Origin of the sequence: Celeribacter halophilus, from assembly GCF_900114135.1 — a bacterium.
GTDB classification, from domain to species: domain Bacteria; phylum Pseudomonadota; class Alphaproteobacteria; order Rhodobacterales; family Rhodobacteraceae; genus Celeribacter; species Celeribacter halophilus.
Map to the genome: position 1 here is coordinate 87,861 of NZ_FORY01000011.1, position 24,395 is coordinate 112,255.

At 59.2% G+C, this 24,395-nt stretch carries 27 protein-coding genes; 8 read left to right on the forward strand and 19 right to left on the reverse strand.

Annotation, left to right across the window (positions count from 1 at the left end; genetic code table 11):
• Nucleotides 1-50: 50 nt before the first annotated feature.
• Together BM152_RS12480 and BM152_RS12485 are read right to left on the reverse strand one after the other, a co-directional pair.
• Nucleotides 51-944, reverse strand: coding sequence for a fructose bisphosphate aldolase (locus tag BM152_RS12480; RefSeq protein WP_066604834.1), 894 nt, complete (start codon nucleotides 942-944; stop codon nucleotides 51-53).
• 301 nt (nucleotides 945-1,245) lie between these two features.
• Entirely contained in the window at nucleotides 1,246-2,433 is a 1,188-nt protein-coding gene (locus BM152_RS12485) for a phosphoglycerate kinase (RefSeq protein WP_066604833.1), read from the reverse strand.
• 192 nt (nucleotides 2,434-2,625) lie between these two features.
• Between BM152_RS12485 and BM152_RS12490 the strand changes: the two genes are divergently transcribed.
• Together BM152_RS12490 and BM152_RS12495 are read left to right on the forward strand one after the other, a co-directional pair.
• Nucleotides 2,626-3,135 carry a peptidylprolyl isomerase gene (locus BM152_RS12490; protein WP_066604832.1) on the forward strand — a complete coding sequence of 170 codons (510 nt, stop codon included), beginning with the start codon at nucleotides 2,626-2,628 and terminating at the stop codon, nucleotides 3,133-3,135.
• Nucleotides 3,125-3,685 carry a peptidylprolyl isomerase gene (locus BM152_RS12495; protein ID WP_170845875.1) on the forward strand — a complete coding sequence of 187 codons (561 nt, stop codon included), beginning with the start codon at nucleotides 3,125-3,127 and terminating at the stop codon, nucleotides 3,683-3,685. Before BM152_RS12490 ends, BM152_RS12495 begins: the two co-directional genes overlap by 11 nt.
• An 86-nt stretch (nucleotides 3,686-3,771) precedes the next feature.
• Here BM152_RS12495 and BM152_RS12500 read toward each other — a convergent pair whose 3' ends face one another.
• Both BM152_RS12500 and tyrS read right to left on the reverse strand, forming a co-directional pair.
• Entirely contained in the window at nucleotides 3,772-4,620 is an 849-nt protein-coding gene (locus BM152_RS12500; protein ID WP_066604831.1) for a hypothetical protein, read from the reverse strand.
• Between the two features lie 97 nt (nucleotides 4,621-4,717).
• A complete protein-coding gene (gene tyrS / locus BM152_RS12505; RefSeq protein WP_066604830.1) occupies nucleotides 4,718-5,971 on the reverse strand; it encodes a tyrosine--tRNA ligase in 1,254 nt (417 codons plus the stop codon).
• 72 nt (nucleotides 5,972-6,043) lie between these two features.
• Here tyrS and BM152_RS12510 point away from each other — a divergent pair, with 72 nt between their 5' ends.
• Nucleotides 6,044-7,144, forward strand: coding sequence for an anhydro-N-acetylmuramic acid kinase (locus BM152_RS12510; RefSeq protein ID WP_066604828.1), 1,101 nt, complete (start codon nucleotides 6,044-6,046; stop codon nucleotides 7,142-7,144).
• A 360-nt stretch (nucleotides 7,145-7,504) separates the two neighbouring features.
• Here BM152_RS12510 and BM152_RS12515 read toward each other — a convergent pair whose 3' ends face one another.
• From BM152_RS12515 to BM152_RS12560, 10 genes are all read right to left on the reverse strand, one after another.
• Nucleotides 7,505-7,936 carry a cupin domain-containing protein gene (locus tag BM152_RS12515; RefSeq protein WP_066605035.1) on the reverse strand — a complete coding sequence of 144 codons (432 nt, stop codon included), beginning with the start codon at nucleotides 7,934-7,936 and terminating at the stop codon, nucleotides 7,505-7,507.
• 5 nt (nucleotides 7,937-7,941) lie between these two features.
• Nucleotides 7,942-8,547, reverse strand: coding sequence for a DUF2238 domain-containing protein (locus BM152_RS12520; protein WP_074914253.1), 606 nt, complete (start codon nucleotides 8,545-8,547; stop codon nucleotides 7,942-7,944).
• 38 nt (nucleotides 8,548-8,585) lie between these two features.
• Nucleotides 8,586-9,206 carry a GNAT family N-acetyltransferase gene (locus BM152_RS12525; protein WP_066604827.1) on the reverse strand — a complete coding sequence of 207 codons (621 nt, stop codon included), beginning with the start codon at nucleotides 9,204-9,206 and terminating at the stop codon, nucleotides 8,586-8,588.
• Nucleotides 9,207-9,324: 118 nt separating this feature from the next.
• Complete coding sequence (locus BM152_RS12530) at nucleotides 9,325-10,113, reverse strand: DUF2971 domain-containing protein (RefSeq protein ID WP_139222502.1); 789 nt, start codon at nucleotides 10,111-10,113, stop codon at nucleotides 9,325-9,327.
• 22 nt (nucleotides 10,114-10,135) lie between these two features.
• Nucleotides 10,136-11,413, reverse strand: a complete 1,278-nt coding sequence (gene eno, locus BM152_RS12535) for a phosphopyruvate hydratase (RefSeq protein WP_066604821.1) — start codon at nucleotides 11,411-11,413, stop codon at nucleotides 10,136-10,138.
• 110 nt (nucleotides 11,414-11,523) lie between these two features.
• Complete coding sequence (locus tag BM152_RS12540) at nucleotides 11,524-12,402, reverse strand: DMT family transporter (RefSeq protein WP_066604818.1); 879 nt, start codon at nucleotides 12,400-12,402, stop codon at nucleotides 11,524-11,526.
• Nucleotides 12,403-12,503: 101 nt separating this feature from the next.
• Nucleotides 12,504-12,914, reverse strand: coding sequence for a Fur family transcriptional regulator (locus BM152_RS12545; protein ID WP_066604816.1), 411 nt, complete (start codon nucleotides 12,912-12,914; stop codon nucleotides 12,504-12,506).
• A 100-nt stretch (nucleotides 12,915-13,014) separates the two neighbouring features.
• A complete protein-coding gene (locus BM152_RS12550) occupies nucleotides 13,015-13,848 on the reverse strand; it encodes a PhzF family phenazine biosynthesis protein (protein ID WP_066604814.1) in 834 nt (277 codons plus the stop codon).
• Nucleotides 13,833-15,119, reverse strand: a complete 1,287-nt coding sequence (locus BM152_RS12555) for a cation:proton antiporter (protein ID WP_066604805.1) — start codon at nucleotides 15,117-15,119, stop codon at nucleotides 13,833-13,835. Before BM152_RS12555 ends, BM152_RS12550 begins: the two co-directional genes overlap by 16 nt.
• 70 nt (nucleotides 15,120-15,189) lie before the next feature.
• Nucleotides 15,190-15,876 carry an endonuclease/exonuclease/phosphatase family protein gene (locus tag BM152_RS12560; RefSeq protein ID WP_231730535.1) on the reverse strand — a complete coding sequence of 229 codons (687 nt, stop codon included), beginning with the start codon at nucleotides 15,874-15,876 and terminating at the stop codon, nucleotides 15,190-15,192.
• Between the two features lie 64 nt (nucleotides 15,877-15,940).
• Here BM152_RS12560 and BM152_RS12565 point away from each other — a divergent pair, with 64 nt between their 5' ends.
• Nucleotides 15,941-16,612, forward strand: a complete 672-nt coding sequence (locus tag BM152_RS12565; RefSeq protein WP_066604802.1) for a DUF2238 domain-containing protein — start codon at nucleotides 15,941-15,943, stop codon at nucleotides 16,610-16,612.
• Between the two features lie 163 nt (nucleotides 16,613-16,775).
• Here the strand turns inward: BM152_RS12565 and BM152_RS12570 are convergent, their stop codons facing one another.
• The 3 genes from BM152_RS12570 to BM152_RS12580 form a co-directional block, all read right to left on the reverse strand.
• Nucleotides 16,776-18,176: a protein adenylyltransferase SelO gene (locus tag BM152_RS12570; protein WP_066604801.1), complete on the reverse strand. Its 1,401-nt coding sequence runs from the start codon at nucleotides 18,174-18,176 to the stop codon at nucleotides 16,776-16,778.
• A 57-nt stretch (nucleotides 18,177-18,233) separates the two neighbouring features.
• Entirely contained in the window at nucleotides 18,234-19,184 is a 951-nt protein-coding gene (locus BM152_RS12575; protein ID WP_066604800.1) for a nucleoside hydrolase, read from the reverse strand.
• 65 nt (nucleotides 19,185-19,249) lie between these two features.
• On the reverse strand, nucleotides 19,250-19,750 hold the full coding sequence (locus BM152_RS12580) for a hypothetical protein (RefSeq protein WP_066604799.1): 501 nt from the start codon (nucleotides 19,748-19,750) through the stop codon (nucleotides 19,250-19,252).
• 186 nt (nucleotides 19,751-19,936) lie between these two features.
• Between BM152_RS12580 and BM152_RS12585 the strand changes: the two genes are divergently transcribed.
• Nucleotides 19,937-20,347, forward strand: coding sequence for a SufE family protein (locus tag BM152_RS12585; RefSeq protein ID WP_066604798.1), 411 nt, complete (start codon nucleotides 19,937-19,939; stop codon nucleotides 20,345-20,347).
• An 80-nt stretch (nucleotides 20,348-20,427) separates the two neighbouring features.
• Nucleotides 20,428-21,528, forward strand: coding sequence for a PA0069 family radical SAM protein (locus BM152_RS12590; protein WP_066604796.1), 1,101 nt, complete (start codon nucleotides 20,428-20,430; stop codon nucleotides 21,526-21,528).
• A gap of 23 nt (nucleotides 21,529-21,551) precedes the next feature.
• On the opposite strand, the gene bmt is transcribed toward BM152_RS12590, so the two are convergent.
• Together bmt and BM152_RS12600 are read right to left on the reverse strand one after the other, a co-directional pair.
• Complete coding sequence (gene bmt / locus BM152_RS12595; RefSeq protein ID WP_066604794.1) at nucleotides 21,552-22,529, reverse strand: betaine--homocysteine S-methyltransferase; 978 nt, start codon at nucleotides 22,527-22,529, stop codon at nucleotides 21,552-21,554.
• Nucleotides 22,530-22,731: 202 nt separating this feature from the next.
• Nucleotides 22,732-23,043, reverse strand: a complete 312-nt coding sequence (locus tag BM152_RS12600) for a DUF1476 domain-containing protein (RefSeq protein ID WP_066604791.1) — start codon at nucleotides 23,041-23,043, stop codon at nucleotides 22,732-22,734.
• A 245-nt stretch (nucleotides 23,044-23,288) separates the two neighbouring features.
• Between BM152_RS12600 and purC the strand changes: the two genes are divergently transcribed.
• Together purC and purS are read left to right on the forward strand one after the other, a co-directional pair.
• Nucleotides 23,289-24,050, forward strand: coding sequence for a phosphoribosylaminoimidazolesuccinocarboxamide synthase (gene purC / locus BM152_RS12605; RefSeq protein WP_066604788.1), 762 nt, complete (start codon nucleotides 23,289-23,291; stop codon nucleotides 24,048-24,050).
• Between the two features lie 43 nt (nucleotides 24,051-24,093).
• Nucleotides 24,094-24,324, forward strand: a complete 231-nt coding sequence (gene purS / locus BM152_RS12610) for a phosphoribosylformylglycinamidine synthase subunit PurS (RefSeq protein WP_066604784.1) — start codon at nucleotides 24,094-24,096, stop codon at nucleotides 24,322-24,324.
• The last annotated feature ends 71 nt before the right edge of the window (nucleotides 24,325-24,395 follow it).

The following is a 24,395-nucleotide window of genomic DNA, read 5'->3' on the forward strand; positions in this document are numbered from 1 at the left end:
GACAAAGGGGCACCCGAAAGGATGCCCCGTTGCTTTGGTTCCGGATCAGATCAGCCTGCGATCGACGCGGCGTGGATGCTGTCCACGGCGGCTTGCAGGGTGGCGTCAAATTCCGCGTCTGACTGTTTGGCGTTCAGCCCTTCGGACAGTGCGCGGGAGAAAGAGGCGATGATGCCGGTGTTTTTCGACAAAAGCGCATTGGCTTCATCGCGGCTGTAGCCACCGGACAGGGCCACGACTTTCAACACGCGCGGGTGATCGACCAGCGGTTTGTAGAAATTCGGCTCGCTCGGCAAGGAGAGCTTCAGCATCACCTGTTTGCTGTCGTCCATCGCATCGAGATGTTTGAGAATCTCGTCGCGCAGGATGGCTTCGGCCTCGGCCTTGTCCTCGATGGTGATGGTCACTTCCGGCTCGAGGATCGGCATGAGACCGGCCTTGATCACCTGTTCACCGATTTCGAATTGCTGGTCCACAATGGCTTTGATGCCTTGCGCATTGGCGGCATTGATGACCGAGCGTTCTTTGGTGCCGAAGACCTTGAGCTTGGCGGCACGGGCTAGAAGATCGTCGAGACCGGGGATCGGTTTCATCAGCTGAACGCCATTGGCTTCGGCATCCAGACCTTTGTCGATTTTGAGAAACGGCACGACGCCTTTTTCTTCCCACAAGAACAGGGAGGTCGGCTTGCCGCCCACTTCGCGGTCCATGGTCATCTCAAAAAGGATTGCGCCAATGACCTTGTCGCCGGTGAAGGCGGGCGACTGCATGATGCGCGAGCGCATGGCGTGGACCATGTCGAACATTTCGGCCTCGCCCGAATATTCGCTCTCATCCACGCCGTAGAGTTTGAGCGCCTTGGGCGTCGAGCCGCCCGATTGGTCTAGTGCTGCGATAAAGCCTTGGCCTTCGCCCATTTTGGCGGTCATTTCCTGAATAGACATCTCATTCCTCTTTTGGCTCAAATCGTCCCTCGGCAGCGAGGGCTTAGGGGATTTCACAACCGAGTTACCTTGCTCGGCGCGTGCTCGCAATCTTGGTAGCGCTCACGGGTTGCAATGAGTTCAGATTACGCGACTTATGCAGGCAAAGGATTGATCCAGAGCAAGAGGGCCGCGCATATCCGGTATACGCGACATGGGGGCATGTCGGCGGCACAAACGTGTGGGCGGCAAAGAAAAGACCCGCCGGAGAGGCGGGCCTGTGAATGTTTGCCTGTGCGTTGAACCGCACGTGCGAAAGGCGTTAGCCGAGAGCGACCACGCCGGGCAATTCCTTGCCTTCCATCCATTCGAGGAAGGCACCGCCCGCCGTCGAGATATAGGTGAAATCCTTGGCATGGCCGGAGGCATTGATTGCCGAGACCGTATCGCCACCGCCTGCGACCGAGACCAAAGCGCCTGCATTGGTCTGTTCCGCGATTTTTTCGAGCATGGCAAAGGTGCCCGCGCCGAAAGGTTCCAGTTCGAAGACCCCCAAAGGTCCGTTCATGATGACGGTTTTGGCGTCGTCCAGAATCTCGTTGATCCGCGCCACGGATTTCGGGCCGGCATCAAAGATCATCGCATCTTCGGGACATTCGGTCACCGGAAGGACTTCATTGGCAGCATTGGCTTTGAATTCGCGCGCCACGATCACATCGACGGGCAGAACGATCTCGCAACCGGCCTCGTCGGCTTTCTTGATGATCTCGCGTGCCGTGTCGGCCAGATCGTGTTCGCACAGAGATTTGCCCACATCCACGCCCTCTGCGGCGAGGAATGTATTGGCCATGCCGCCACCGATGACAAGGTAATCGACCTTGCGCACGAGATTGCCCAGCAGATCAAGCTTGGTCGAGACTTTCGCACCGCCCACAACGGCCACGACCGGACGGGTGGGGGTGGAAAGCGCAGCTTCAAGCGCGGAAAGCTCGGCCTGCATCAAACGCCCAGCACAGGAGGGCAGGAGCTTGGCCACGCCCTCGGTCGAGCCGTGGGCACGGTGCGCGGCGGAGAAGGCGTCATTGACATAGACATCGCCAAGTGCAGCCAGTGAGGCGGCGAATTGCCCGTCATTGTCGGTCTCGCCCTTGTGGAAACGGGTGTTTTCCAAAAGCAGAACCTCGCCCGGTTGCAAAGCTGCCACGGCCTCTTTCGCGGGGCTGCCGATACAATCGGTCGCAAATTTGACCGGCACGCCCAAAACCTCGGCCACGGTGTCCTTGATCAGTCCGAGGCTCATCTCCGGCACAACCTGTCCCTTGGGACGCCCGAAATGCGCCAGAAGAACCGGCTTGCCACCTTTGGCAAGAATGTCGTCGATCGTGGGCTTGATCCGTTCGATCCGGGTGGCGTCGGTCACTTTGCCATCGGCCATGGGCACGTTGATGTCCACGCGGGTCAGCACCACTTTGCCGGAGAGCTCCATATCATCGAGGGTTTTCCAAGCCATAGCAATCGGTCCTTTCAGGGAGGGTTTGGCATATTACCCTTGTTTGACCGCTCCTCACCGCTTCGTCAACAGGCGTGAGGACGCATCAGGGCCAATCCGCGCGGATGCTGCGAGATCGCCCTTTCCCTCACCGGTGGGGCACATTAAACTGGGCAAAATTTCGACCCCTTTTATGACCCCGAGGAGGCAGTCATGGCCGACATCAAAGATCCCGAAAACACAATCATCCTCACGCTGGAAAGCGGTGAAGTTGTGATCGAACTCATGCCCGACATCGCGCCGAAACATTGCGAGCGGATGAAGGAACTGGCCCGTGCCGGTGCCTATGACGGGGTTGTGTTCCACCGCGTGATCGAGGGTTTTATGGCGCAGACCGGTGACGTGAAATTCGGCAACCAGAACAAGGACTTCGAATTGCGTCGTGCGGGCACGGGCGGTTCCGACCTGCCGAATGTTCCGGCGGAATTTTCCGGCATCCCGCATGATCGTGGCACCATTGGTGCAGCGCGGTCGCAAAACCCCGATTCCGCCAATTCGCAGTTTTTCATCAACTTCTCCGACAACCATTTCCTGAACCGCCAGTATACGGTCTACGGGCGCGTGATCTCTGGTATGGAGCATGTGGACAAGATCACCCGCGGTGAACCGCCGATGTATCCTGATGCGATGATCTCCATGAAGGTGGCTGCCGATGTTGCGTAAAACGCTGACACTGATCGCCACGCTGGCGGCGGCTCCGGCCTTTGCCACGGGGCTTGATATCGAGGTCAAAGGCGAGGCCAATGGCACCGTGCATATCGACCTTTTCGAGGACGTGGCCCCCGGCCATGTTGCGCAGATCACGAAGCTCGCAAGCGAAGGCGCTTATGACAATGTCGTTTTTCACCGTGTGATCGACGGGTTCATGGCCCAGACGGGCGATGTGCAATATGGCAAGATGGGCGCGACGGAGTTCTCCATGCAGATGGCCGGACGCGGCGGTTCTTCCGAGCCGGACCTGAAAGCCGAGTTTTCCGATCAACCCTTTGATGCCGGTGTTGTCGGCATGGCGCGGAGCCAGAACCCGAATTCGGCCAACAGCCAGTTTTTCATCATGTTTGCCCCCGCACCGCATCTGAACGGCCAGTATACGGTCGTTGGTAAGGTCACCGAGGGCATGGATGTGGTCAATGAGATCAAGCGCGGCACGGGGCCCAATGGTGCTGTGATCGGCGAACCGGATGTGATGGTGAAAGTCTCTGTCACGGACTGATCTTCGCACAAGGCTTGAGGTTACTCATAAAGAAAGGGCGCTTTTGGGCGCCCTTTTTGCTGTTCGCCTAAGGCCTTGAGCGCGTTTCAGAATTCAAAGCGCAGCGCGGCGGAGGCCAGCCCGTCCCCTGCGCCATATCCGCCGGAGACATCCAGAGAGGTCTCCCCGCGCAGATAGATATTCGCCCCCACAAGGGCCAGCCCGTCTTCCGGTTCCTCGAAGGGCACGGAGACCAGCTCTGTCATGGAAATCGTATTCGTGAGCGGATGGCGATAGGCCAGTTCCATCGCGGCAGGGGCGTCATTGGCCTCGTTGTAAGACAGGGTGCCGGACATTTCGCCGGACCCGAGCATGTAACGGCCTTGCAGCTTGGCATTGGCATCTGAACTGTCACCATCGACATACTCAAGAGCGGCCTCTACGCGCCAGTCTCCCATGTGCCAACCGCCTCCAAGCCCCAGAATCGCCGTGTTATAGTCATCGACGTAATGGAGAGACGCGGCCATGTCGCTGCGTTGATAGCTGGCACCTGCGGGCAGGTAATTGTTCTGTGTGATGGTCCCGTCGGTCAGTCGGCTGTAACCGGTATCGGTGCGCTGCAAGGCTTCGGTCAGCATCACATCGGAGAGGAGCGGACGCGCGAACTGGTCGTAGGCGGGGCGGGGGTTGCCGATTTCATAGCGTGTGGAGCCAAGGCTGTAGCTCAGTGCGGCATAGGTTTCATGCTCTCGCCCCAAGGTTCCGAAAGCCCCGAAGCTGAGGCCCAACCCGTCCCAGTTGGTCCGCCATGTGCCGTCTCCACCAAACCAGAGATCTTCGTCCTCGACCGTCGAAGTGCCAAGCGCAATCCATCCGTCGCCGGTGAGCCATGGCTCGGCGTGTAGGGCGGGGGCGGTTCCTGTCAGAAGGAGTGTGAGGAGGGCGAGTCGTTTCATATCTGGGTATTTTGCCGAAAAATCAGGAAAAAATCCATGATGCAAAGATCACAAAGCCGCGCTTTAAAGCGCGGCTTTATTTCATTTCAGATAGGGATCAGTCTTTGCAGACGACCAAGGCGTGACGTTTTTTGCCCGCCGAGAGCTTCATCGGCTCTTTGAGCATCTCCGCCGTGACCAGCAGGCCCGCGTCCTTGTGATCCGCGTCATTCACCTTGGCCCCGCCATCGGCAAAGAGGCGTTTCGCCGCCTTGCCGCTGTCAGCGAGACCGGATTTGACGAACAGCTGAACGATAGAGATGCCGTCGCCAATGTCGGAGGCGGAGAGTTCAACGGTCGGAAGGTCATCGCCCACGCCGCCTTTCTCAAAGACCTCACGGGCCGTGGCTTCGGCGGCTTTGGCGGCTTCGGCCCCGTGCAGCAGCGTGGTGACTTCATTGGCGAGGATGATCTTGGCTTCGTTGATCTCGGAGCCTTCAAGCGCGCCCAGACGGTCGCATTCTTCCACCGGAAGCTCTGTGTAGAGCTTGAGGAAACGGCCTGTGTCGGCATCCGTGGTGTTACGCCAGAACTGCCAGAACTCGTAGGGGCTCAGCATCTCCGCGTTGAGCCAGATGGCTCCGCCTTGGCTTTTGCCCATTTTGCGCCCGTCCGAGGTGGTCAGCAGCGGCGTGGTGAGCCCGTAGATTTCATTGTCCAGAACGCGGCGCGTCAGGTCGATCCCGTTGACGATATTGCCCCACTGGTCCGAACCGCCCATCTGCAACAGACAGCCGTAGCGGCGGTTCAGTTCAAGGAAGTCATAGGCCTGAAGAATCATGTAGTTGAATTCGAGGAAGGACAGCGATTGCTCGCGATCCAGTCGCGATTTCACGGATTCAAAGGACAGCATCCGGTTGACGGAGAAATGCCGTCCGATGTCGCGCAGGAAATCGAGGTAGTTCAACTCGTCGAGCCATTCGGCATTGTTGCGCATCAACGCGCCGTTGGCATCGTCCTTGTAGTCGAGGTATCGGGCAAAGACCCTTTGCATCCCGTCAATATTGTCGTCGATTTGTGCGGGCGACAAAAGCGGGCGCTCGTCGGAGCGGAAGGACGGATCGCCCACTTTCGTGGTGCCGCCGCCCATGAGGGTGATCGGTTTGTTGCCGGTTTTCTGGAACCAGCGCAGCAGCATGATGTTGAGCAAATGCCCGACATGAAGGGATTTTGCCGTGGCATCATAGCCGATATAGGCGGTGACCATCCCTTTGTTCAGGGCTTCGTCGAGCTCTTGCAGATTGGTGCAATCCGCAAGGAAACCGCGTTCGATGATCACGCGGAGAAAGTCCGATTTGGGATGGTATGTCATCTGTCACATTTTCCGTTCAAAGGGTCAGCGCGGCCTGATATATCGGGGTGAGCACCAAAGGGAAAGAGTGTGATGAGCGGTAAGAGTAAGACAGCGCCGATTTGGGTCGCAGGATGTATGTCCGGAACATCTCTGGACGGGGTGGATGTGGCGTTGTTGAAAACCGATGGCGTGAGTGTTTGCGGTTTTGGCGACTCGGCGTTTCGGGCCTATAGCGAGGCGGAACAGGCCATGTTTCGTGCCGAACTTGGGACATGGCAGGCCTCCGAGGCTTTGACGGAGCTCATAGAGACCGCCCATGCCGAGGCCTTGTCGGAACTGGACGGGTTCGAGTTGATCGGCTTTCACGGTCAGACACTGGCCCATGCGCCGCATGAGCGACGGACCTATCAGGCCGGAGACGGGGCGGTTCTTGCCGAAGTGACCTCTGTGCCTGTGGTCTGGGACTTCCGCTCGACGGATGTGGAGATGGGCGGGCAGGGGGCGCCCTTGGCACCTTTCTATCACCATGCGCTTGCGCGTTATATCGGTGCTGCGGGGCCCGTGGCCTTTCTCAACCTCGGTGGTGTGGGCAATCTCACATGGGTGGACCCGCGTGTTGCCGACCCTGCCGCGCCGGATGCCTTGCTGGCCTTCGATACGGGGCCTGCCAATGCGCCGGTCAATGACCTGACGCGCGCACGGCGAGGAGAGAGTTATGATCGGGATGGCGCTCTGGCCGCCGCAGGTCAGCCCGATATGGAGGTCGTCGCCAAGGGGCTGGAACATTCCTTTTTCTACAAGATGCCACCCAAGTCACTGGACAGGAACGATTTCCATGACGTTCTGGACGCGGTGTCAGACTTGTCCGACGCCGATGCCGCCGCGACGCTGACCGCTTTTGCCGCGGCTTCGGTGGCGCGTGCGATGGAGCATTGCCCGACCGCGCCCGTTGCGCTCTATGTCACAGGGGGCGGGCGGCATAATGCAACGCTCATGGCGATGATTGCGGCAGGTGTGGATTGTCCTGTTGCGCCGGTCGAAGAGGTGGGGCTGGATGGAGATATGCTGGAGGCGCAGGCCTTTGCCTATCTCGCTGTGCGTGTCCTGCGAGGGCTGCCGACCTCGTCTCCGTCCACCACTGGCGTGCGTGCGGCGATAGGAGGTGGGCGTGTGTCGCGCCCGGCGGCTTGAAACCTGTTTTGCCATCTGTGGCAAACAGCCTGCCCGGTAAGGTTGTAGGCAGTTCGCGCGGGACGCTTGGGTGTTAAGGCAAAGGGCTGGTCAACAGTCGACTGGACAAAGTGGGAGAGGAACCGAAACCGGGAGAATGCGCAAAGCAGGACCCCCGGTCTCTTCTCACTCGGTAAAACGGGAACATATGCTGACAGCATTCCCCCCCCGATACTGATTAACACCTCCAGCTTAACCTAACGTAAGTTTTGCGCTAGTGCGGAAAACCTTACCATTGGCCCTGTTTTACGGGGAAAGGCGTGCAATTTTTCCCCGTAAATGCGCCAGAACGGGGCGTTTTTTAGCATTTGGGGCGAAATATCAGACGTCAGACGGGATCTCGAACTCTGCTGGGGCCAGTTCGAATCCCTCGAAACGAAACCCCGGAGACACGGTGCAGCCGACCAAAGTCCAGTCTCCGGTGCTGCGGGCCGCCTGCCAATGGCCTGTGGGGACAATCGCTTGCGGTGTCTCTCCTGCTTGCAGATCCGGCCCGAGGGTCACGGCGCGGGCAGGCCCCTTGTCTGTTGCGGCAATGGAAAGCACCAGCGGCGCGCCAGCGTAATAGTGCCAGATTTCAGCCGCATCGACACGATGCCAATGGCTGCGCTCTCCGGCTTTGAGCAGGAAAAAGATGCAGGTGCCCGCAGGACGTTGGTCGCCGGAGGCGTCTGCCACCCATGTCTGGCGGTAATGCCCGCCTTCGGGGTGGGGTGCGAGGTTCAGATGAGCGATGATCTCGTCTGCGGTCATATCGGTCATGAGGTCTCCTTTTCGCGCGAGGTCACAATCCACATGGCACAGAGCGCCCCCGCCGCGTTGAACACCAGATCAAGACCGGTGTTGATATAGCCGCCGACATTCGTGTCAGGGAGCATCAGCACGGCGGTGAATTCGATGATTTCGTTGAGCGCACCCAAGCCCATCGCGCCCAGAACCGGCAGGACAAAGGCGGTTTTCGTGCCTTTAAGGACGGGAAAGCTGTGGGTCATGATGTGCCACAACAGCCATGCCGAGACGCCGAAGCCGTAGAAATGCACCACTTGGTCGTATTTCAGCAGGCTCATCTCCCCGTCGCTGAGGATCGGGACCAGTTGCAATGTGTAGAGCACCGACCCGTTCACAGGCACGCCGCCGCCCGCCATATGCATCAGCCCCCACAGCGAGAGCGCCCACAACAGGCGCGGCGGGTAATCCGCTTTGCGCAGGCTAATGGCGATGAGACCCACCAGAACGAGCAGGGTTACGACATAGAAGATAAATTCGAAATTCCCGATGGCAAAGAACCACAGGGCAAATCCGATGACATAGGCGGCGGTGAAAAGGCCGACACGTTGCTCTGCGGGGGTGATCCGGCTCATCATGGTCTCCTCTTTTGCGCGACGGTCATGCGGGCGGGCGATTAGTCGATCAACGGGATATGCGGCGCGGCGCTCTCGGGGAGGGCACCGGCCACGCGCGGATCATTCATCACCTCGATGGCGCGCCCGTAGGGGGTGAAACCCGACCGGATATAGAAAGGCAGCGCCTGCGGACTGTCCAGCGTGCAGGTGTGTACGAACAGGCGTTTGATGTCATGCGCAAAGGCTCTGTCCAGCGCCTGTTCCATCAACCACCGCCCGGTGCCGCCGCCGATCAGGCTCTCATGCAGCCCGAAAAACGCCAGTTCCGTGTTCTCGGCATCGCGGAAATCCAGTTCCAGAATCCCGAGATCAACACCGCCTTTGCGCACCGAATAGACCTCCACATCCGGATGGGTGAGGATCGCGGCAAGATCGGCCTCCTCCATGTAGAGCCGCGAAAACCAGAGCCAGTCCTCGCCTACACGACGATAGAGCGCCCGATACCAGTCGAGATCAGGGGCCTCGTGACGCACCAGCGTCAACTCCGGCTGCTCCGGCGCAGGGCGCGGAGCGGGGCGGTTGAACATTTCGAGATAGGTGACAACAGCGGCGAGCTTGCCCGCAGGCAGCTCATGGATGCCGTCAGGAAGCGGCGCGGGGAGGGGCGTGGTGTTGGTCATGGGGAGGTTAAAGCAAGTTGGCGAGGAATGCGCAATGGATTGAACACATCACTAGACTACACATGGGCTGAAGCGTCCGTACGTCCAGTTAGGTGTCGCCCTCATCGCTATTTTTCTTCTAAAATGAGGCTTTATCCGAGGAGCAGTCGGCTCGTTTCCATAGGGCTTTATTTTTCTGCTCAACGATTTGGTATCCGCCAAAACCGGCGCGCTTTTGTCTAACTTTCATACTCTTTCCAACGATATTCTGGAGTGTGCTGGCACATATTGTCGGGGTGGCTCCGACATAGATCTGATTTAATGTCAGGGTGTTTCCCCAAGCGAAAAAGTAGCTCTCACCCTTCAGTTTCATGTCTTTCAGGTCGACAATCAGACGATATTCGTTCTCGTAGGACCAACGGCTTTGTTTCGTCGCAAAACACCTTTGAAGCTCAGCATAGTCGAGCTTAAGAATATCGTTCTCAGGGAGGCTGTCTGTCTCTTCAGGAGAAATTTCGTCCCGTATTTCCTTATAATTCACCTGTATAAGCTTCCCCGCTGATGTTTGCGAGTGATAGTCAAACACCAAGCATGCCCCGCGATTGCGATCCGCATAGTGTGCCCACATGAGTGGGGAATAGTGATCTTTTGAGAAACAAATAAGCCCGTACGCTTTGTCCATCCGGTCAGCCCAACGTCTCAGAGGTTTACGGGCCTGCTGGCGTTCCGACAATTTCGAGTGGTAAGGGATACAGAAATTCCCAAGCTCGAATATGTCATTGCATTCGCTGAAACGGGAGACCTTGAGATGCTTGTTTTCTAGTGTCGAGATCAGGTGCTCCGAAGAAGTGTAATAGCAAATCTGCATTTCAATCTCCTCAAAACAAAAAGCCCCGCCAAAATGGCAGGGCTTTCCAACTTCGGTCAAGCGGGCAGAGCTGCCGCCGGTTTTACTTTTTCAGGATCGACGTTCCGGCATATTCTGCTGTGGCACCCAGTTGTTCCTCGATGCGGATCAGCTGGTTGTATTTTGCCATACGATCAGAGCGCGACATGGAGCCGGTTTTGATCTGGCCGCAGTTGGTGGCAACTGCAAGATCGGCAATTGTGGCGTCTTCGGTTTCGCCGGAGCGGTGCGACATCACGTTGGTGTAGCGTGCGCGGTGGGCCATATCGACGGCTTTGAGGGTCTCGGAGAGCGAACCGATCTGGTTCACCTTGACGAGCATGGAGTTGGCCACGCCTTGCTCGATGCCGGAGGCCAGACGCTCGGGGTTGGTCACGAAGAGGTCGTCGCCCACAAGCTGGACCTTGTCGCCGAGTTTCTCGGTCAGGAGTTTCCAACCGGCCCAGTCGTCTTCGGCCATGCCGTCCTCGATCGAGATGATCGGGTAGTCGTTGCACAGGGCGACGAGGTAGTCGGCGTTTTCCTCGGAGGTGAGCGATTTGCCTTCGCCCTTCATCTCGTATTTGCCGCCTTCGAAATATTCGGTCGAGGCGCAGTCGAGTGCGAGGAAGATGTCTTCGCCCGGTTTGTAGCCGGCTTTCTCGATGGATTTCAGCACGAAGTCCAGCGCCTCGCGGGTGGAGGAGATGTTCGGGGCAAAGCCGCCTTCGTCACCGATGCCGGTGTTGTAGCCTGCGGCGGAGAGTTCTTTTTTCAGCGTATGGAAGACTTCGGAGCCCATACGGATCGCTTCTTTCACATTCGATGCCGAGACCGGCATGATCATGAATTCCTGAAAGTCGATCGGGTTGTCGGCATGTTCGCCGCCGTTGATGATGTTCATCATCGGCACGGGGAGAATGCGGGCGCTGGAGCCGCCGACATAGCGGTAAAGCGGCAGGGCGGAGTAATCGGCAGCGGCTTTGGCAGCGGCCAGCGATACGCCGAGGATGGCATTGGCACCAAGGCGGCCCTTGTTGGGTGTGCCGTCGAGTTCGATCATCACGGCGTCGAGGGCTTCCTGCTCAGTGGCGTCCATGCCGACGAGGGCCTCGCAGATTTCACCGTTCACGGCGGCGACGGCTTCGAGCACGCCTTTGCCCATGTAGCGGGATTTGTCCCCGTCACGCTTTTCGACGGCTTCATGTGCGCCGGTGGACGCGCCGGAGGGCACGGCCGCGCGGCCCATGGTGCCGTCTTCCAGTATGACGTCCACTTCCACGGTCGGATTGCCGCGGCTGTCGAGAATTTCACGGCCGATGATGTCGATGATGGTGCTCATGGCTTTACGTCCCTTTGCAAAGTTAGATTGGCGGGCCAGTCAAAGGCTTGATACCAGCCGGGGCGGTCAGGTCAACAACCCATACGCTAACAGTGCGCAGAACAGTTGTTTCAGCCCCGGACCGATTGCCGCGCCAGCTTGCGTTCGCGCAAAAACGTGTAAAGGCCGGAGGCAATGATGACGGCCGAGCCGAGATAGGTCATCAGGTCGGGCCGCTCGTCAAAGACCAGCATACCGCCGATCATGGTAAAGACGAGGCGGGTGTAGCGGAACGGGGTGACCGCAGACGCATCCCCCAGACGCATTCCGGCCACGATGAGCGTATAGCCCAGCACACCGGAGGCGATGGCCATGGCGGTCATGGCCAGTAGCGGCAAGGTGAAGGGCAGAGGGCTGCTGTCGGAGAGCCAGAGCGCCAGAGCGGCGGCGGGGATTATGGCAAGGAAGGCCTGAAACGAGACGACAGAGGAGGGCACCGCCGCATCCATGACCCGTGTCATCAGGTCACGGGTGGCCACGGCGGCGACAGTGACCAAAACCCAGAGCACTTGCGGATCAAATGCCGAGAGACCGGGCCGGATGATCATCAGAACACCGACAAACCCTACGGCAATCGCGCTCCAGCGACGCCAGCCGACACGTTCGCCCAGAAAGAGGGCCGCTCCCAGCGTGACGACGAGAGGCATGGACTGGAACACCGCGCCGACCGTGGAAATATCAACCAGCGAGAGCGCGGTGACAAAAGAGATCGAGGCCACCGCTTCGGTCGAGGCGCGCAGCAGGATCACGGGCCGCCAGTTGCGCGGCACAAGGATTGCATCCCGCCGCACAAGTGCCCAGACCAGAAAGGTCAGAGTGCCGCCGATGGCAATCGCCAGAAGCACCTGAGAGACCGGCAGGAAGTTGGAGAGATATTTGACGAACATATCCTCCACGGTGAAAAATGCCATGGAGCCGATGATCATGAAAATGGCGCGCAAATTGTACATGGGTTGTCCGCAGTGTTTTTTAGCAGACCTATCCCCGCCCGCCGTGGTCCGGCAAGCCTTGTGACAAGAGCAAAGACGCAGACGGGGGAGCGCGAAAGCACTCAGCTTTTTTTACGCACCCCGTAGAGTTCAAGCCGGTGACCTTTCAGATCAAACCCCAGACGCTCCGCGATCTTTTCCTGAAGTGCTTCGATCTCGGGGTCGACAAATTCGATCACGCGGCCCGTGTCTATGTCGATCAGGTGGTCGTGATGCTCCCTGTCTGCAGCCTCGTAGCGCGCTCGTCCGTCGCCGAATTCAAGCTTTTCGAGAATGCCACGCTCTTTAAAGAGCTTCACCGTGCGATAGACCGTTGCCAGCGAGATGTTGGGGTCCTTGGCCGAGGCGCGGGCATATAGTTCTTCGGCGTCAGGATGATCCATAGCCTCTTCGAGAACAGAGGCAATAATCCGCCGTTGTTCGGTCAGGCGCAGGCCCTTGGCCTCGCAGCGCGATAGGATCGTATCAGTCATAAGGGCTCCGGGCCGTCGTGTTCGGCCTCAAGGTAGAAAAACGCACCGGATTGGTCCAGCCTGCTTTTGCGAACAACTCGCAAATGTGTTCGCGAGGGTATTAGATGTTGAGTTGACCTTCCATCATGCGAATGGCTTGGCCGCCGATGCTCACGCCGTGAGAACCGGCCTTCACAGATATTCGCGAGGGGCGTCCCATGTCGTCGCCCTGATGAATTGTCAGCCAGACATCATCACCTTGTTCCTGCTGCAATATCCGACCGAGAGCGGCCGCCGCCGAACCGGTGGCCGGATCTTCGGGAATATTGTCCAAAGGCGCGAACATCCGCATATGGATCGTGTTGCCGTCACGCCAATAGGGGGCTTGAGCAAAGTCGAGGCCCATCGGATAGCGTGCATGACCGTTGCGAAAGGCGCTTACATCACATGAAATGTTCGAAAGCGCGGCGCGCGTGGTGAGTTCCGTGAAGGTGAAGGCCAATCCCATCCCTGCCATGACGGGAGCGGTGGCCATATCGTTTATATGAAGCCCCAGCGCTTGCGCCACCAGCGTGGGGTCGGGATGGTCGATCGTTTCAAGCGGTTGTGTGGCGGTGAATGAGGCTTTGCGCCCCACTGCATTGGCGGTGATTAGCCCGACCGGAAGTTCGAGACGCATTTCGGGTCCGTGCCCGAGTTCCGAGAGCGCAACAGCCGCCCCGATGGTGGGATGGCCCGCGAAGGGGACTTCCATTGTCGGTGTGAAAATGCGGAGCCGCGCGGTGTTGCAGATCTCTTCGGGCGGGTAGAGGAAAACGGTTTCCGAATAGTTGAATTCGCGGGCGATGTCTTGCAGATGCGCTTCCGGCAGGGCGCTGGCATCGGGAATGACAGCCAGAGGGTTGCCGCCAAATGGCCGGTCGGTGAAAACGTCATAAGTCAGATAGCGCGCCATACATCAAGCCCCGGTTCGCGCCCGACACGTTTGGCCAGAGGGGCAACCGTGAGACCTTGCACGATGATCGAGAAGACCACAACGATATATGTCGCGGTCAGGATCAGCGGCTTCCATTCGCTATCGGGCAGGGAGAGTGCCAGCGCCACGGAGATCCCGCCCTTGAGGCCACCCCATGTCATGATCGGGATGGTGCCCTTGCTGAAATTGCGGAAGGGGCGCAGCATCAATACAGGAATCGCAACGGCGGTGAGGCGTGCGATCAGTGCGAGCACGATGGCCATGAGACCGGCGATGATGGAGGAGGTATCAAAGGCGACGGCAAAGACCTCGAACCCGATCATCAGGAAGAGGATGGCGTTGAGAATCTCGTCGATCATCTTCCAGAAGGCATCGACATAGCGGCGGGTTTCTTCGGACATGCCGTATTTCGACCCGACATCACCGATCAGAAGTCCTGCGCAGACGGCCATGATCGGGGCCGAGACATGAAGCGCCACGGCCAGTTCATAGCCGCCGAAGGCCAGCCCCAAGGTGATGAGCACTTCGAGCGCATAGTCGTCAATCAGCCGCATCACGCGGAAGGTCAGCCACCCGAGTACAATGCCAAGAGCCGCGCCTCCCAAAGCCTCCTGCGCAAAGAGCATCAGCGCACTTTCTACGGTGCTTGTGGCGCCATGGGCTTCTGCCATATCGCCATGCCCGCCTGAGGAAAATGCCAGTCCGACGAGCACGAGATAGACCACATAGCCGACCCCGTCATTGAAGAGGCTTTCGCCTGCGATCTTGGTTTCGAGGCTCTTGGGCAAAGAGGCTTGTCGCAACACGCCCAGGACAGCGACCGGATCGGTAGGGGAGATGAGCGCTCCGAAGGTCAGCGCGATCATCAGGGGCATACCCGTCATCCAGCTGAACCCCGTGCCGACAACTGCGGTGGAGAGTGCCACGCCGAGGGTGGCCATAAGAAACACAGGCCGCCATTCGGCCTTCAGATCGGAAACCTTCACATGCAAGGCTCCCGCGAAGAGCAGCAATCCCAACATGCCCTCCAGAAGCGCATCGGAGAAATCAATCGCGAGGACTTCGGCGCGGATTGTTTCTTCGACCTGAGAGGCGGGGTAGATGGCGTCCAGTCCGATCACGAAGAGCGAGGCTATGAGCGCGACAACAAGAATGCCGATGGAGGAGGGCAGGCGGAGAAACAGGTAATTGATTGCTCCGAACGCGCCAGCCAGAACGATCAGAAGCGAGGTGATCTGTAGAAGTGTCATGGGGAGCCCTTACATGTGGTCTTGCCACGGGTTTACTCAGGCTCGGAGGCGTATCCTAGAGGAAATTTCGTCAGGAGGAGCGTTTTGCAAGCAACAGGTCGGCCCAGATCGGCAAATGGTCGGAGGCCCGCCGCGAAAGTTCCGTCTCAACCACGCCCGCATCGCGCAGGGCAAGGGCTTGGGTGAAGGCGATCCGGTCCAGCGCGGCAATCGGGCGCGAGGCGTGAAAGGACCGGCCCGGCGCGTGAATGTCGAAAGCGTCTTTAAGCGGATCAAGTCCTTGCCGGCGGGACCATTCGTTGAAATCTCCGAGGATCACCGTGGGCCGGTCGTCGAGACCTGCAAGGTGCTGGCGAATGGCGTGAAGCTGTTTTTGTCGCGAGGCGCGCAACAGGCCAAGATGCACGCCGACCACACGCAGCTGGGGCAGGTCCACGGCCACCGCTCCGCGTGGCTCCAGTCCCGGCAGGTCGAAACGATAACTCGCCTCGACGGTTGCGCTTTTGCGCACAAGGATGGCATTGCCGTGCCAGCCGACAGAGACGGGTGAGGTGTTGACGGGCAGGGCGGTGAAATCTGTATGCGCCTCGATCATCCGTCCGGGCAGCGCGGCTGGCCGTGGCCCCAGCCGCAGATCGGCTTCTTGCAATGCGACCACATCGGCCTCAAGGCTGTTGATCACGTCAATGACACGTCCGGGCGCGCGCTGCCCGTCGGTGCCTTTACATTTGCGCAGATTATATGAGGCCAGACGCAACGCGTCTCTTTCCACTTTCGGTAACATACGATTAACATAAGGTCGCAATGACAGGATTTCACCCATGCCGCTGAAAGATACCCTGCGATATTGGCTCGTCAAAGCCCGCAAGCAACCTTTGGTGATGAAGCTTGTCTGGGTGGCGCTTTTGGGGGAGTTTGTCGCGGGTCTTGTGACGGCGCGCTATACCTCGTCCTTCATCGCGCTGGGCACATTCGGCCTGACCTTGATGCCGATTCTGTTCGCGCGGCGGTTTCACATCTATATCCCGCGGTCCTTCATGGCGGGGATCGTTCTGTTCATCTTCGCCACGCTGTTTCTGGGCGAGGTGGGGGATTTCTACAACCGCTACTGGTGGTGGGACGTGGTGCTGCATGGCGGCTCGGCTGTTGGGTTCGGCCTCGTGGGGTTTGTTGCGATTTTCATGCTGTTCCAAGGCGACCGCTATGCCGCGCCTCCTTGGGCTATGGGGTTGTTTGCCTTTGCCTTTGCCATGTCGATCGGCGCGATTTGGGAGATATTCGAATATTCAATGGACCAGATCTTTGGTACGAATATGCAGAAATCCGGTCTTCAGGACACGATGTGGGATTTGATCGTCGATGCCGGCGGCGGGCTTGTGGGCGCGATCTCCGGTGCGATCTATGTGCGCTGGGGGCGTGCGCCTTTTGCGGGGCTCTTGCGCGACTTCATCACCCGCAATAGCCGCCTGTTCGGGAAATATCGCTCGAAGTGAGGTGTTGTTCTGTCTGGGTTGCCCACGCGGGACGGCTTTGTGAGGGCTGGGGTGAGCGACAATCGCGATGTTTCACGCAGTGAAGCGGAGAAGGCGACGACTGTCGCCCGGGCTGTGCCCGCCCACGCGGAGCCGCCCCGTCAGGGGCTGGCGTGAGCGATATCTATGTCCCGCAGAAGGTCTGATGCACCACTTCGTCCTCACGCGGCGGATGCGTCAAATCCCGATCCTCCTCGGCCAGATCAAAGGGCCGCGTCAACACCCGCGCCAAACGCTTTGCCTTGCTGTCATCCCCTGCCAGAGAGGCTTGGATCGCTTCTTCAATCCGGTGGGTGCGCGGGATCACGGCGGGGCTGGCCTTGGCGATGATCTCCTGCCAATCCGGCGCGCGGCGGGCCTGCCAGTGCTCGGCCCAGAGATCAAATCCCGCACGATCCAGCACCCAGTACCGCGCGGTGCCATCCAGCAAGCCTCGGAATGTGTTGGTGAAATCCGCCCCGTCCTTGGCCATCAACCCGAGAAGCTCCTGTATCAACGCTACATCCGCGTCCTGCGGGTCGGCAATGCCGAGCTTTGCGCCAAAGACCGCGCGCCACTGGGCCTGATACAGATCGGGGAAACTGTTCAAAATCTCGGTGAGCGCCTCAATCGCCTGTTGCTGCCCGCCCAGTTCCGCTTCCATTTGCGGCACGAAGCAGGATCCGAGCTGCGCCAGATTCCAATGCGCCATGGAGGGCTGTTGCTCATAGGCATAGCGCCCCGCACGGTCGATGGAGCTATATACCGCCTTCGGGGAATAGCCGTCGATAAAGGCACAAGGGCCGTAGTCGATAGTTTCGCCGGAGACCGCCATGTTGTCCGTGTTCATCACCCCGTGCACAAAGCCAAGCCCCATCCATCCGGCGATCAGACGCGCCTGCGCCTTGACGATTTCTGCATAAAGCTCAAGCGTGCTGCCCGCTTGCGGAAAATGCCGTGCGCGAACATGCTCTGTCAGCAACCTGACGGCTTCTTCATCGCCCTGAGCAGTGAAATACTGGAATGTGCCCACCCGAATGTGAGAGGCAGCAACGCGGGTTAGAATGGCGCCGGGGTAAGCCCGCTCGCGCTGCACCCGCCCGCCGGTGCGCACCGCAGCCAGCGCGCGCGTGGTGGGAATACCTGCGGCATGCATGAATTCGCTGACGATGAATTCGCGCAGAACCGGCCCGATCCACGCCCGACCGTCGCCATTGCGCGAATAGGGCGTGCGCCCCGCGCCTTTGAGATGGATGTCGAACCGGCCCTGATCCGTGACAACTTCGCCCAGAAGAACCGCCCGCCCGTCGCCCAGTTGCGGTGACCAGCCGCCAAACTGATGCCCCGCATAGACCTGCGCCAGAGGGTCGGCCCCGTCGGGGATCACATTGCCTGCACAGATTTCGGCATCCCAATCGGCAACGCCCAGAGCCTCGGCCAGCCCCTCGTTCCATAAAACCATTTCGGGCGCGGGAGACATCTCCGGCGCGATTTTGGTGTGAAACCGCTTGGGCAGGCGGGCGTAGCTGTTATCGAAATGTGTCATGACAGGAATGTAGGGCCGTTTCCCTTGCTGTCCAAATACTCAATCGACAGCATACCTCTAGGCCAGACGCCGGACACGTTCGGTCAAAAGCTCGAAGAACCCGTCCGCATCCACATCTCCCATAAAGGTCGCGTTCTTCGCACGATCTGTCACGCCCCACCAATCGGCAACTGTCATGCCGCGGGTGAGTTTCGATTGGGTCTCGATCTCCACATTAATGAACCGGCCGGAGAACAGCTCGGGTTTAATGAGATAGGCGATGACGGTCGGGTCGTGCAGCGGGCCACCAAGGGAGCCGTATTTTTCAACATCAAACCGCTCGAAGAAATCGAGCCACCCTGCGACCACCTCGCCCAGATGATTGCCGAAGTCGTGGAAGGCCTGAAGGCGCGGCGCGGTGACCAGCGCCTTATGCGTCACATCAAGCGGCATCACTGTGATTTTGGTGCCGGATTTAAAAACAATATCAGCGGCTTCTGGATCGACGTAAATGTTAAATTCTGCAGCGGGGGTGATGTTGCCGACCTCGAAATAGGCCCCGCCCATGAGGACAACCTCCTGCACGCGCTCGACAATTTCCGGCGCTTTTTCAAAGGCCGTGGCGATATTGGTCAAAGGCCCCATCGGGCACAGCGTCACCGTGCCGGCGGGTTCGCGTTTCAGCGTGTCGATGATGAAGTCGACCCCGTGCTGCTCCTGCAAAGGCATGGTCGGTGCGGGCAATTCAATGCCGTCGAGACCGGTTTTGCCGTGGATATGTTCGGCCGTCACAAGCGTGTGGGCCATCGGGCGGTCACAGCCGGCAAAGACCTTCACATCGGGGCGCTTGGCCACTTCACAGACCTTGCGGGCGTTCTCAGCCGTGCGTTCGATCGGCACATTGCCCGCAACGGCGGTGATGCCCAGAACGTCAATCTCTTCGGGCGAGCCAAGCGCCAGAAGGATGGCCATGGCGTCATCCTGCCCCGGATCCGTGTCGATGATGATTTTGCGTGGGAAATCCGACATGTGCGTGCCTTTCAACAATCTTCAGACGCACAAGATGGTCCTGAAGGGCACGGATGTAAAGCGGTTCAGCGCCGGACTTGTCGCGCGCCGTCCGCGCCTTTGACGATGACGGTGCGAATGCCTGAAATCTCGGCATTCGACAGGGATTTCGCCGCTGTGATCTTGCGTTGCGCCGGTGTGCCTGCGGGAGCTGCCTTCGTGGGTGCGCGCAGACGGAATTCGAACACGAGCGTATCGGCGCTGCCGGAGGGGACAGCGACCAGTTCGGCGTCATAATATCCGGTGGAGGGCAGGGACGCCGTGGCGGTCACAATGGCACCGGAGGCGGATTTGACCATCTGCATCTCGCTGATCGTCGGGGCAAGCGCACGGGTGTCGACGAACACCGGATAGCCCTTGCGCGGGGCGAGGGTTTTACGCACCTGCACGGGTTGTCCGGCCTGTGCGGCTGCAACCGGTTCGGAGGAGCCAAACCAGTTCATCGGGTTGAACCGCGACTCGCGCACAGAGGCACAGCCGGCCACAAGCGACAAAACCAGCCCTGAAATGATCACCTGACGCCGCATCGGACACCCCTTTGTTCTCGGCCCTGAAACTTTCGTGATGAAAGGGCTACCCGAAAAGCCCCGCCTTGAAAAGCCCAGCCGTGCAAAGCGGGGGTGCAAAAGGACGGCTGTCTCGCGGGCATCTGGACCTTTGACGGGGGAGGGCGTAAGAAATCGTCAACTGCCCCACAGGCCAAGGAATGGATCATGGCGACTGAGAATTTCGAAGAGATTGTCGAAACCTTTGAGTTTCTGGACGATTGGGAGGATCGCTACCGCCATGTGATCGAGTTGGGCAAGGCCTTCCCGCCGCTGGACGAGGCGTTCAAAGTGCCCGCCACCAAGGTGGAGGGCTGTGCCTCTCAGGTCTGGCTGGTGCCGACAATCGAGGCGGGGCGTTTCGAATTTCAGGGCGCCTCGGATGCGATGATCGTGCAGGGGCTGATCGCCATTTTGCACGAGCTATACGCAGGGCTGACCGTGCAGGAGGTTCTGGCTGTGGATGCGCCTGCGGAACTGGCGCGGCTCGGGCTTGACGAACATTTGTCCTCGCAGCGGTCCAATGGCTTGCGCGCTATGGTCGAACGCATCCGCGAGACCGCACAAAAGGCGGCGTAAGAAGGTATTTCCATCGGTTGATCTGTCTGTGTGCAGATAGGCTCTTGGCAAATGTTCTTATTTTGTTCTAGTTTTGCGGCATGAGCCGCGAATCCACTTTCTTTTCCGAAACCCTGCCGCTTGGCCTCGTGCCCAAAGCGCGGGGGAGCACGTCCAATGCTGCGGGCCGGTTCGAGCGTCTGGCGCGCGAAACCTTTATCGACGGTTGGGACAGTGAGGTGGAGCAGCGTGTCGCAGGCACCACCACAGTGGACGAACGCCCACGTAAGATCATCACCCGCAACGACAGTCCCGATGTGCCGTTCGACCGCTCCATCAATCCCTATCGAGGTTGCGAACACGGGTGCTCCTATTGTTTCGCCCGCCCAAGCCATGCCTATCTCGGCCTGTCGCCGGGGCTGGATTTCGAGACCCGCCTGACCCGTAAACTGGGCGCGGCAGAGGTCTTGGGCCGTGAACTTGCGGCCAAAAGCTACGATGTGGCTCCGATTGCACTGGGCACCAACACGGATCCCTATCAGCCGATCGAGGCGCGAGACCGGATCATGCGCAGTATTCTGGAGGTGCTTTCTGCCCATAACCATCCGGTGACCATCGTGACCAAGGGCACGCTGATTGAGCGGGACATCGATATTTTGCGCCCGATGGCGGCCAAGGGCTTGGTGCAGGTGGGAGTTTCCGTCACCACGCTCGGCTCTCGGCTTTCTCGTCAGCTGGAGCCACGCGCACCTGTGCCTGCGCGGCGGTTGAAAACCATGCGGGCGCTCAGTGACGCGGGTATCCCCGTGCGTGTCATGGTTGCGCCGGTGATTCCCGCGCTCACAGATCACGAGCTTGAGGCGATCCTGTCGGCGGCGGCCAGCCACGGGGCCAGAGCTGCTTCCTATATTATGCTGCGCTTGCCTCTGGAGGTCGCGTCTCTGTTCGAGGATTGGCTTGAAACCCATGTGCCGGAGCGTGCGGCGCGTGTGATGAACCGTGTGCGCGAACTGCGTGGCGGCAAGGCCAATGACAGCAACTTCGGCACGCGGATGCAGGGTGAGGGTGAATGGGCGGAGCTTATGGCCAAGCGCTTCGACATTGCCCTGAACCGCACGGGACTATCTCGCTCAGGGCCTCGGCTGCGTTGCGACCTGTTTGCGGTGCCGCCCAAGGTTGGGGACCAGTTGAGTCTGTTCTGAGCCGCTTGGCGCGAGGGCGGGGCTCAGTCGTCTTCTTCAGGAGAGAAAGATCCGAGGGCGGCAACCACCTGTTCCAGTGTCGGGCGAGGACCGGGTGGTCGGGTTTCCAGCGCGGATTTCATGGCTTTGAGATGCGCAGGCGTCGTGCCGCAGCAGCCGCCGATAATCCGCGCCCCCGCGTCGCGGGCAAGGCAGGCGTATTCAGCCATCATGGCTGGGGTGAGAAGGTAGCGCAGTTGCCCGTCAACCTCTTGCGGCAGACCGGCGCTGGCCTTGGCAATGATGGGGCGATCCAGACCCTGAGCGGCAAAGTCGAGCACACTGCGCACCATTTCGGCGGCTCCGACACCGCAGTTCGCGCCGTAGGCCAGCGGCGGGTGGACCATGCCCTCGACCTTGTGGGCCAGTTGGGACGGGGTGATCCCCATCATCGTACGCCCCGCCGACTCGAAACTCATGGTGCCGACCCAAGGCAGACCGGTCTGAACTGCGGCTTCAGCGGCGGCGGTGTATTCCTCGAAAGAGGACATGGTTTCGATCCAGACGAGATCGACCCCGCCCGATTTAAGGCCTTGCGCCTGTTCCAGAAACATCCCGAAGGCATCGTCATAGGACAGCCGCCCAATCGGTTGCAGGATTTCGCCGGTAGGCCCCATTGCCCCTGCGACCACCACCGGACGACCTGCGGCGTCAGCGACCTGACGTGCGATGCGTGCGGCGGCGTGGTTGAGTTCGAAGACGCGATCATCGGCATCGCAGAGTTTGAGCCGTGCGGATGTTCCTCCGAAACTGTTGGTGAGGAAAATATCACAACCGGCTTCAATGGCGTTTTGATAGAGGCTGGCGATTTTGTCGGGCTGATCGGTGTTCCAGAGTTCGGGCGCGGTGCCGGGTTCCAGCCCCATCTTGAAGAGTTCTGTCCCTGTGGCCCCGTCGGCCAAAAGCCAGTCACGGGAGGAGAGCAAGTCGCTCAGGATGTTGTCATGAGAGCGGAGTTTCATCTGTGACCTCCCTGTGTTCTGGTCTTTCGCTCCGGTAGCCCAGAGCGCTGTGCGAGCACATCGGGTAGGGCGGCATCGGGGCATCCGTCCTGAAAAGAAGGCCCGCACAGGATATGCGGGCCTTATGACTGTGTTCTGTGTGGCAATCCGTCAGAGCAGGGCTTTGGTCAAACCATTGCCGGACGACCGGCCAAAAAACGCCTTAGCTTTCGGCCAGTTCAGCTTTCGCCTCGCTCAGAAAGCCTGTGTAAAGTTCGCGCAGTTGCGCAAGGCTTACAGAGTCACCCAGATCGTCGGAGACTTTGGCAAGCACGTCTTCAAAGCCGGCCTCTTTCATGTCGGCCCGCATGACGTCCTTGATGTAGTCGTCCAGCTCGCCCGTGGATTTGCCGAGTTTGTCGGCAGCCCAGATGGCGAGTTTTTTGTTGGCGCGGGCTTCCATGCGGAACTGAGCCTCGGCGTCATGAGCGTATTTGTTTTCAAACGCGGATTCACGTTCGTCGAAGGTGGTCATGGCAGGCTCCTCCTACTTAAAAAACCTTTGTGCGGATTATGCCCGCCAGACATGGGGGGGACAAGGATGTAAATCAATATTTCGGTCAAAAATCCGCAGTTTCCGCAGCTATTTCGCAGGTATGTCGCACAAGCGGCCTTATGAGAGAGGCTCTGAACTTGCGGGCGTGGCGCGCATGCCCTAAAGAGCGGGTCTGAAGTGGCCGGTCGTGTTGATTCCCGGCCCCATTAGCTTTTGGAGGCCCTATGGCGCGCCGCAAGAAAATCTACGAAGGTAAGGCGAAGACACTTTACGAGGGCCCCGAACCGGGCACTTTGGTGCAATATTTCAAAGATGACGCCACCGCGTTCAACGCCGAGAAACGGGATGTGATCGAAGGCAAGGGTGTTCTGAACAACCGGCTTTCCGAATTTTTCATGACGGGTCTCACCTCTCTGGGTATTCCGAACCACTTCATCAAACGCCTCAACATGCGCGAGCAGTTGATCCGCCAGTGCGAGATCGTGCCGCTTGAAGTGATCGTGCGCAATTACGCCGCAGGTTCCATGGCGAAACGTCTGGGACTTGAGGAAGGGCTGCGCCTGCCGCGTCCGATCATCGAGTTCTCCTACAAGGACGACGCCCTCGGTGATCCGCTGGTGCCTGAAGAATATATCATCGCTTTCGGCTGGGCTTCCCAGCAGGATCTCGATGACATCGTGGCGCTGGCGCTGCGGGTGAACGACTATATGTCTGGTGTGATGTATGGCGTCGGGATCAAGCTCATCGACTTCAAAATCGAGATTGGCCGTGTCTGGGACGGTGATTTCATGCGGCTGATCGTGGCCGACGAAATCAGCCCCGACAGCTGTCGCCTCTGGGACATCGAAAGCGGGCAGAAGCTCGATAAAGACGTGTTCCGCCGCGACCTCGGTTCCCTGACCGATGCCTATACGGAAGTGGCGCGCCGCCTCGGCGTTCTGCCCACCAACGGTCCCATCGGCGACAAGCCGACGCTGATCAACTGACCCATTGACGACTCCCTTTTGATGACCCTGAGAGGATAGCCCCATGAAAGCCCGCATCGATGTCATGCTGAAAACCGGTGTTCTGGACCCCCAAGGCGCCGCCGTGCAACACGCGCTCGGTGCGCTCGGGTTCGAGGGCGTCAACGAGGTCCGTCAGGGCAAGGTGATCATGCTGGACTTGGCCGATGGCACTTCTGAAGAGACGATCAAGGATATGTGCGAAAAGCTTCTGGCCAATACGGTGATCGAAAGCTACCGGATCGAAATTCTCTGATCCACTCCGGATTGTGACAAGACATGAAGCCGCTCCTTTCGGGGCGGCTTTTTCATGCGTCCGGATTGTGA

Bases quoted from the DNA above. Each gene is read 5' to 3' on its own strand.
- BM152_RS12480 (WP_066604834.1), bottom strand. From the start codon at position 944: ATGTCTATTCAGGAAATGACCGCCAAAATGGGCGAAGGCCAAGGCTTT.
- BM152_RS12485 (WP_066604833.1), bottom strand. From the start codon at position 2,433: ATGGCTTGGAAAACCCTCGATGATATGGAGCTCTCCGGCAAAGTGGTG.
- BM152_RS12490 (WP_066604832.1), top strand. From the start codon at position 2,626: ATGGCCGACATCAAAGATCCCGAAAACACAATCATCCTCACGCTGGAA.
- BM152_RS12495 (WP_170845875.1), top strand. From the start codon at position 3,125: ATGTTGCGTAAAACGCTGACACTGATCGCCACGCTGGCGGCGGCTCCG.
- BM152_RS12500 (WP_066604831.1), bottom strand. From the start codon at position 4,620: ATGAAACGACTCGCCCTCCTCACACTCCTTCTGACAGGAACCGCCCCC.
- tyrS (WP_066604830.1), bottom strand. From the start codon at position 5,971: ATGACATACCATCCCAAATCGGACTTTCTCCGCGTGATCATCGAACGC.
- BM152_RS12510 (WP_066604828.1), top strand. From the start codon at position 6,044: ATGAGCGGTAAGAGTAAGACAGCGCCGATTTGGGTCGCAGGATGTATG.
- BM152_RS12515 (WP_066605035.1), bottom strand. From the start codon at position 7,936: ATGACCGCAGACGAGATCATCGCTCATCTGAACCTCGCACCCCACCCC.
- BM152_RS12520 (WP_074914253.1), bottom strand. From the start codon at position 8,547: ATGATGAGCCGGATCACCCCCGCAGAGCAACGTGTCGGCCTTTTCACC.
- BM152_RS12525 (WP_066604827.1), bottom strand. From the start codon at position 9,206: ATGACCAACACCACGCCCCTCCCCGCGCCGCTTCCTGACGGCATCCAT.
- eno (WP_066604821.1), bottom strand. From the start codon at position 11,413: ATGAGCACCATCATCGACATCATCGGCCGTGAAATTCTCGACAGCCGC.
- BM152_RS12540 (WP_066604818.1), bottom strand. From the start codon at position 12,402: ATGTACAATTTGCGCGCCATTTTCATGATCATCGGCTCCATGGCATTT.
- BM152_RS12545 (WP_066604816.1), bottom strand. From the start codon at position 12,914: ATGACTGATACGATCCTATCGCGCTGCGAGGCCAAGGGCCTGCGCCTG.
- BM152_RS12550 (WP_066604814.1), bottom strand. From the start codon at position 13,848: ATGGCGCGCTATCTGACTTATGACGTTTTCACCGACCGGCCATTTGGC.
- BM152_RS12555 (WP_066604805.1), bottom strand. From the start codon at position 15,119: ATGACACTTCTACAGATCACCTCGCTTCTGATCGTTCTGGCTGGCGCG.
- BM152_RS12565 (WP_066604802.1), top strand. From the start codon at position 15,941: ATGCCGCTGAAAGATACCCTGCGATATTGGCTCGTCAAAGCCCGCAAG.
- BM152_RS12570 (WP_066604801.1), bottom strand. From the start codon at position 18,176: ATGACACATTTCGATAACAGCTACGCCCGCCTGCCCAAGCGGTTTCAC.
- BM152_RS12575 (WP_066604800.1), bottom strand. From the start codon at position 19,184: ATGTCGGATTTCCCACGCAAAATCATCATCGACACGGATCCGGGGCAG.
- BM152_RS12580 (WP_066604799.1), bottom strand. From the start codon at position 19,750: ATGCGGCGTCAGGTGATCATTTCAGGGCTGGTTTTGTCGCTTGTGGCC.
- BM152_RS12585 (WP_066604798.1), top strand. From the start codon at position 19,937: ATGGCGACTGAGAATTTCGAAGAGATTGTCGAAACCTTTGAGTTTCTG.
- BM152_RS12590 (WP_066604796.1), top strand. From the start codon at position 20,428: ATGAGCCGCGAATCCACTTTCTTTTCCGAAACCCTGCCGCTTGGCCTC.
- bmt (WP_066604794.1), bottom strand. From the start codon at position 22,529: ATGAAACTCCGCTCTCATGACAACATCCTGAGCGACTTGCTCTCCTCC.
- BM152_RS12600 (WP_066604791.1), bottom strand. From the start codon at position 23,043: ATGACCACCTTCGACGAACGTGAATCCGCGTTTGAAAACAAATACGCT.
- purC (WP_066604788.1), top strand. From the start codon at position 23,289: ATGGCGCGCCGCAAGAAAATCTACGAAGGTAAGGCGAAGACACTTTAC.
- purS (WP_066604784.1), top strand. From the start codon at position 24,094: ATGAAAGCCCGCATCGATGTCATGCTGAAAACCGGTGTTCTGGACCCC.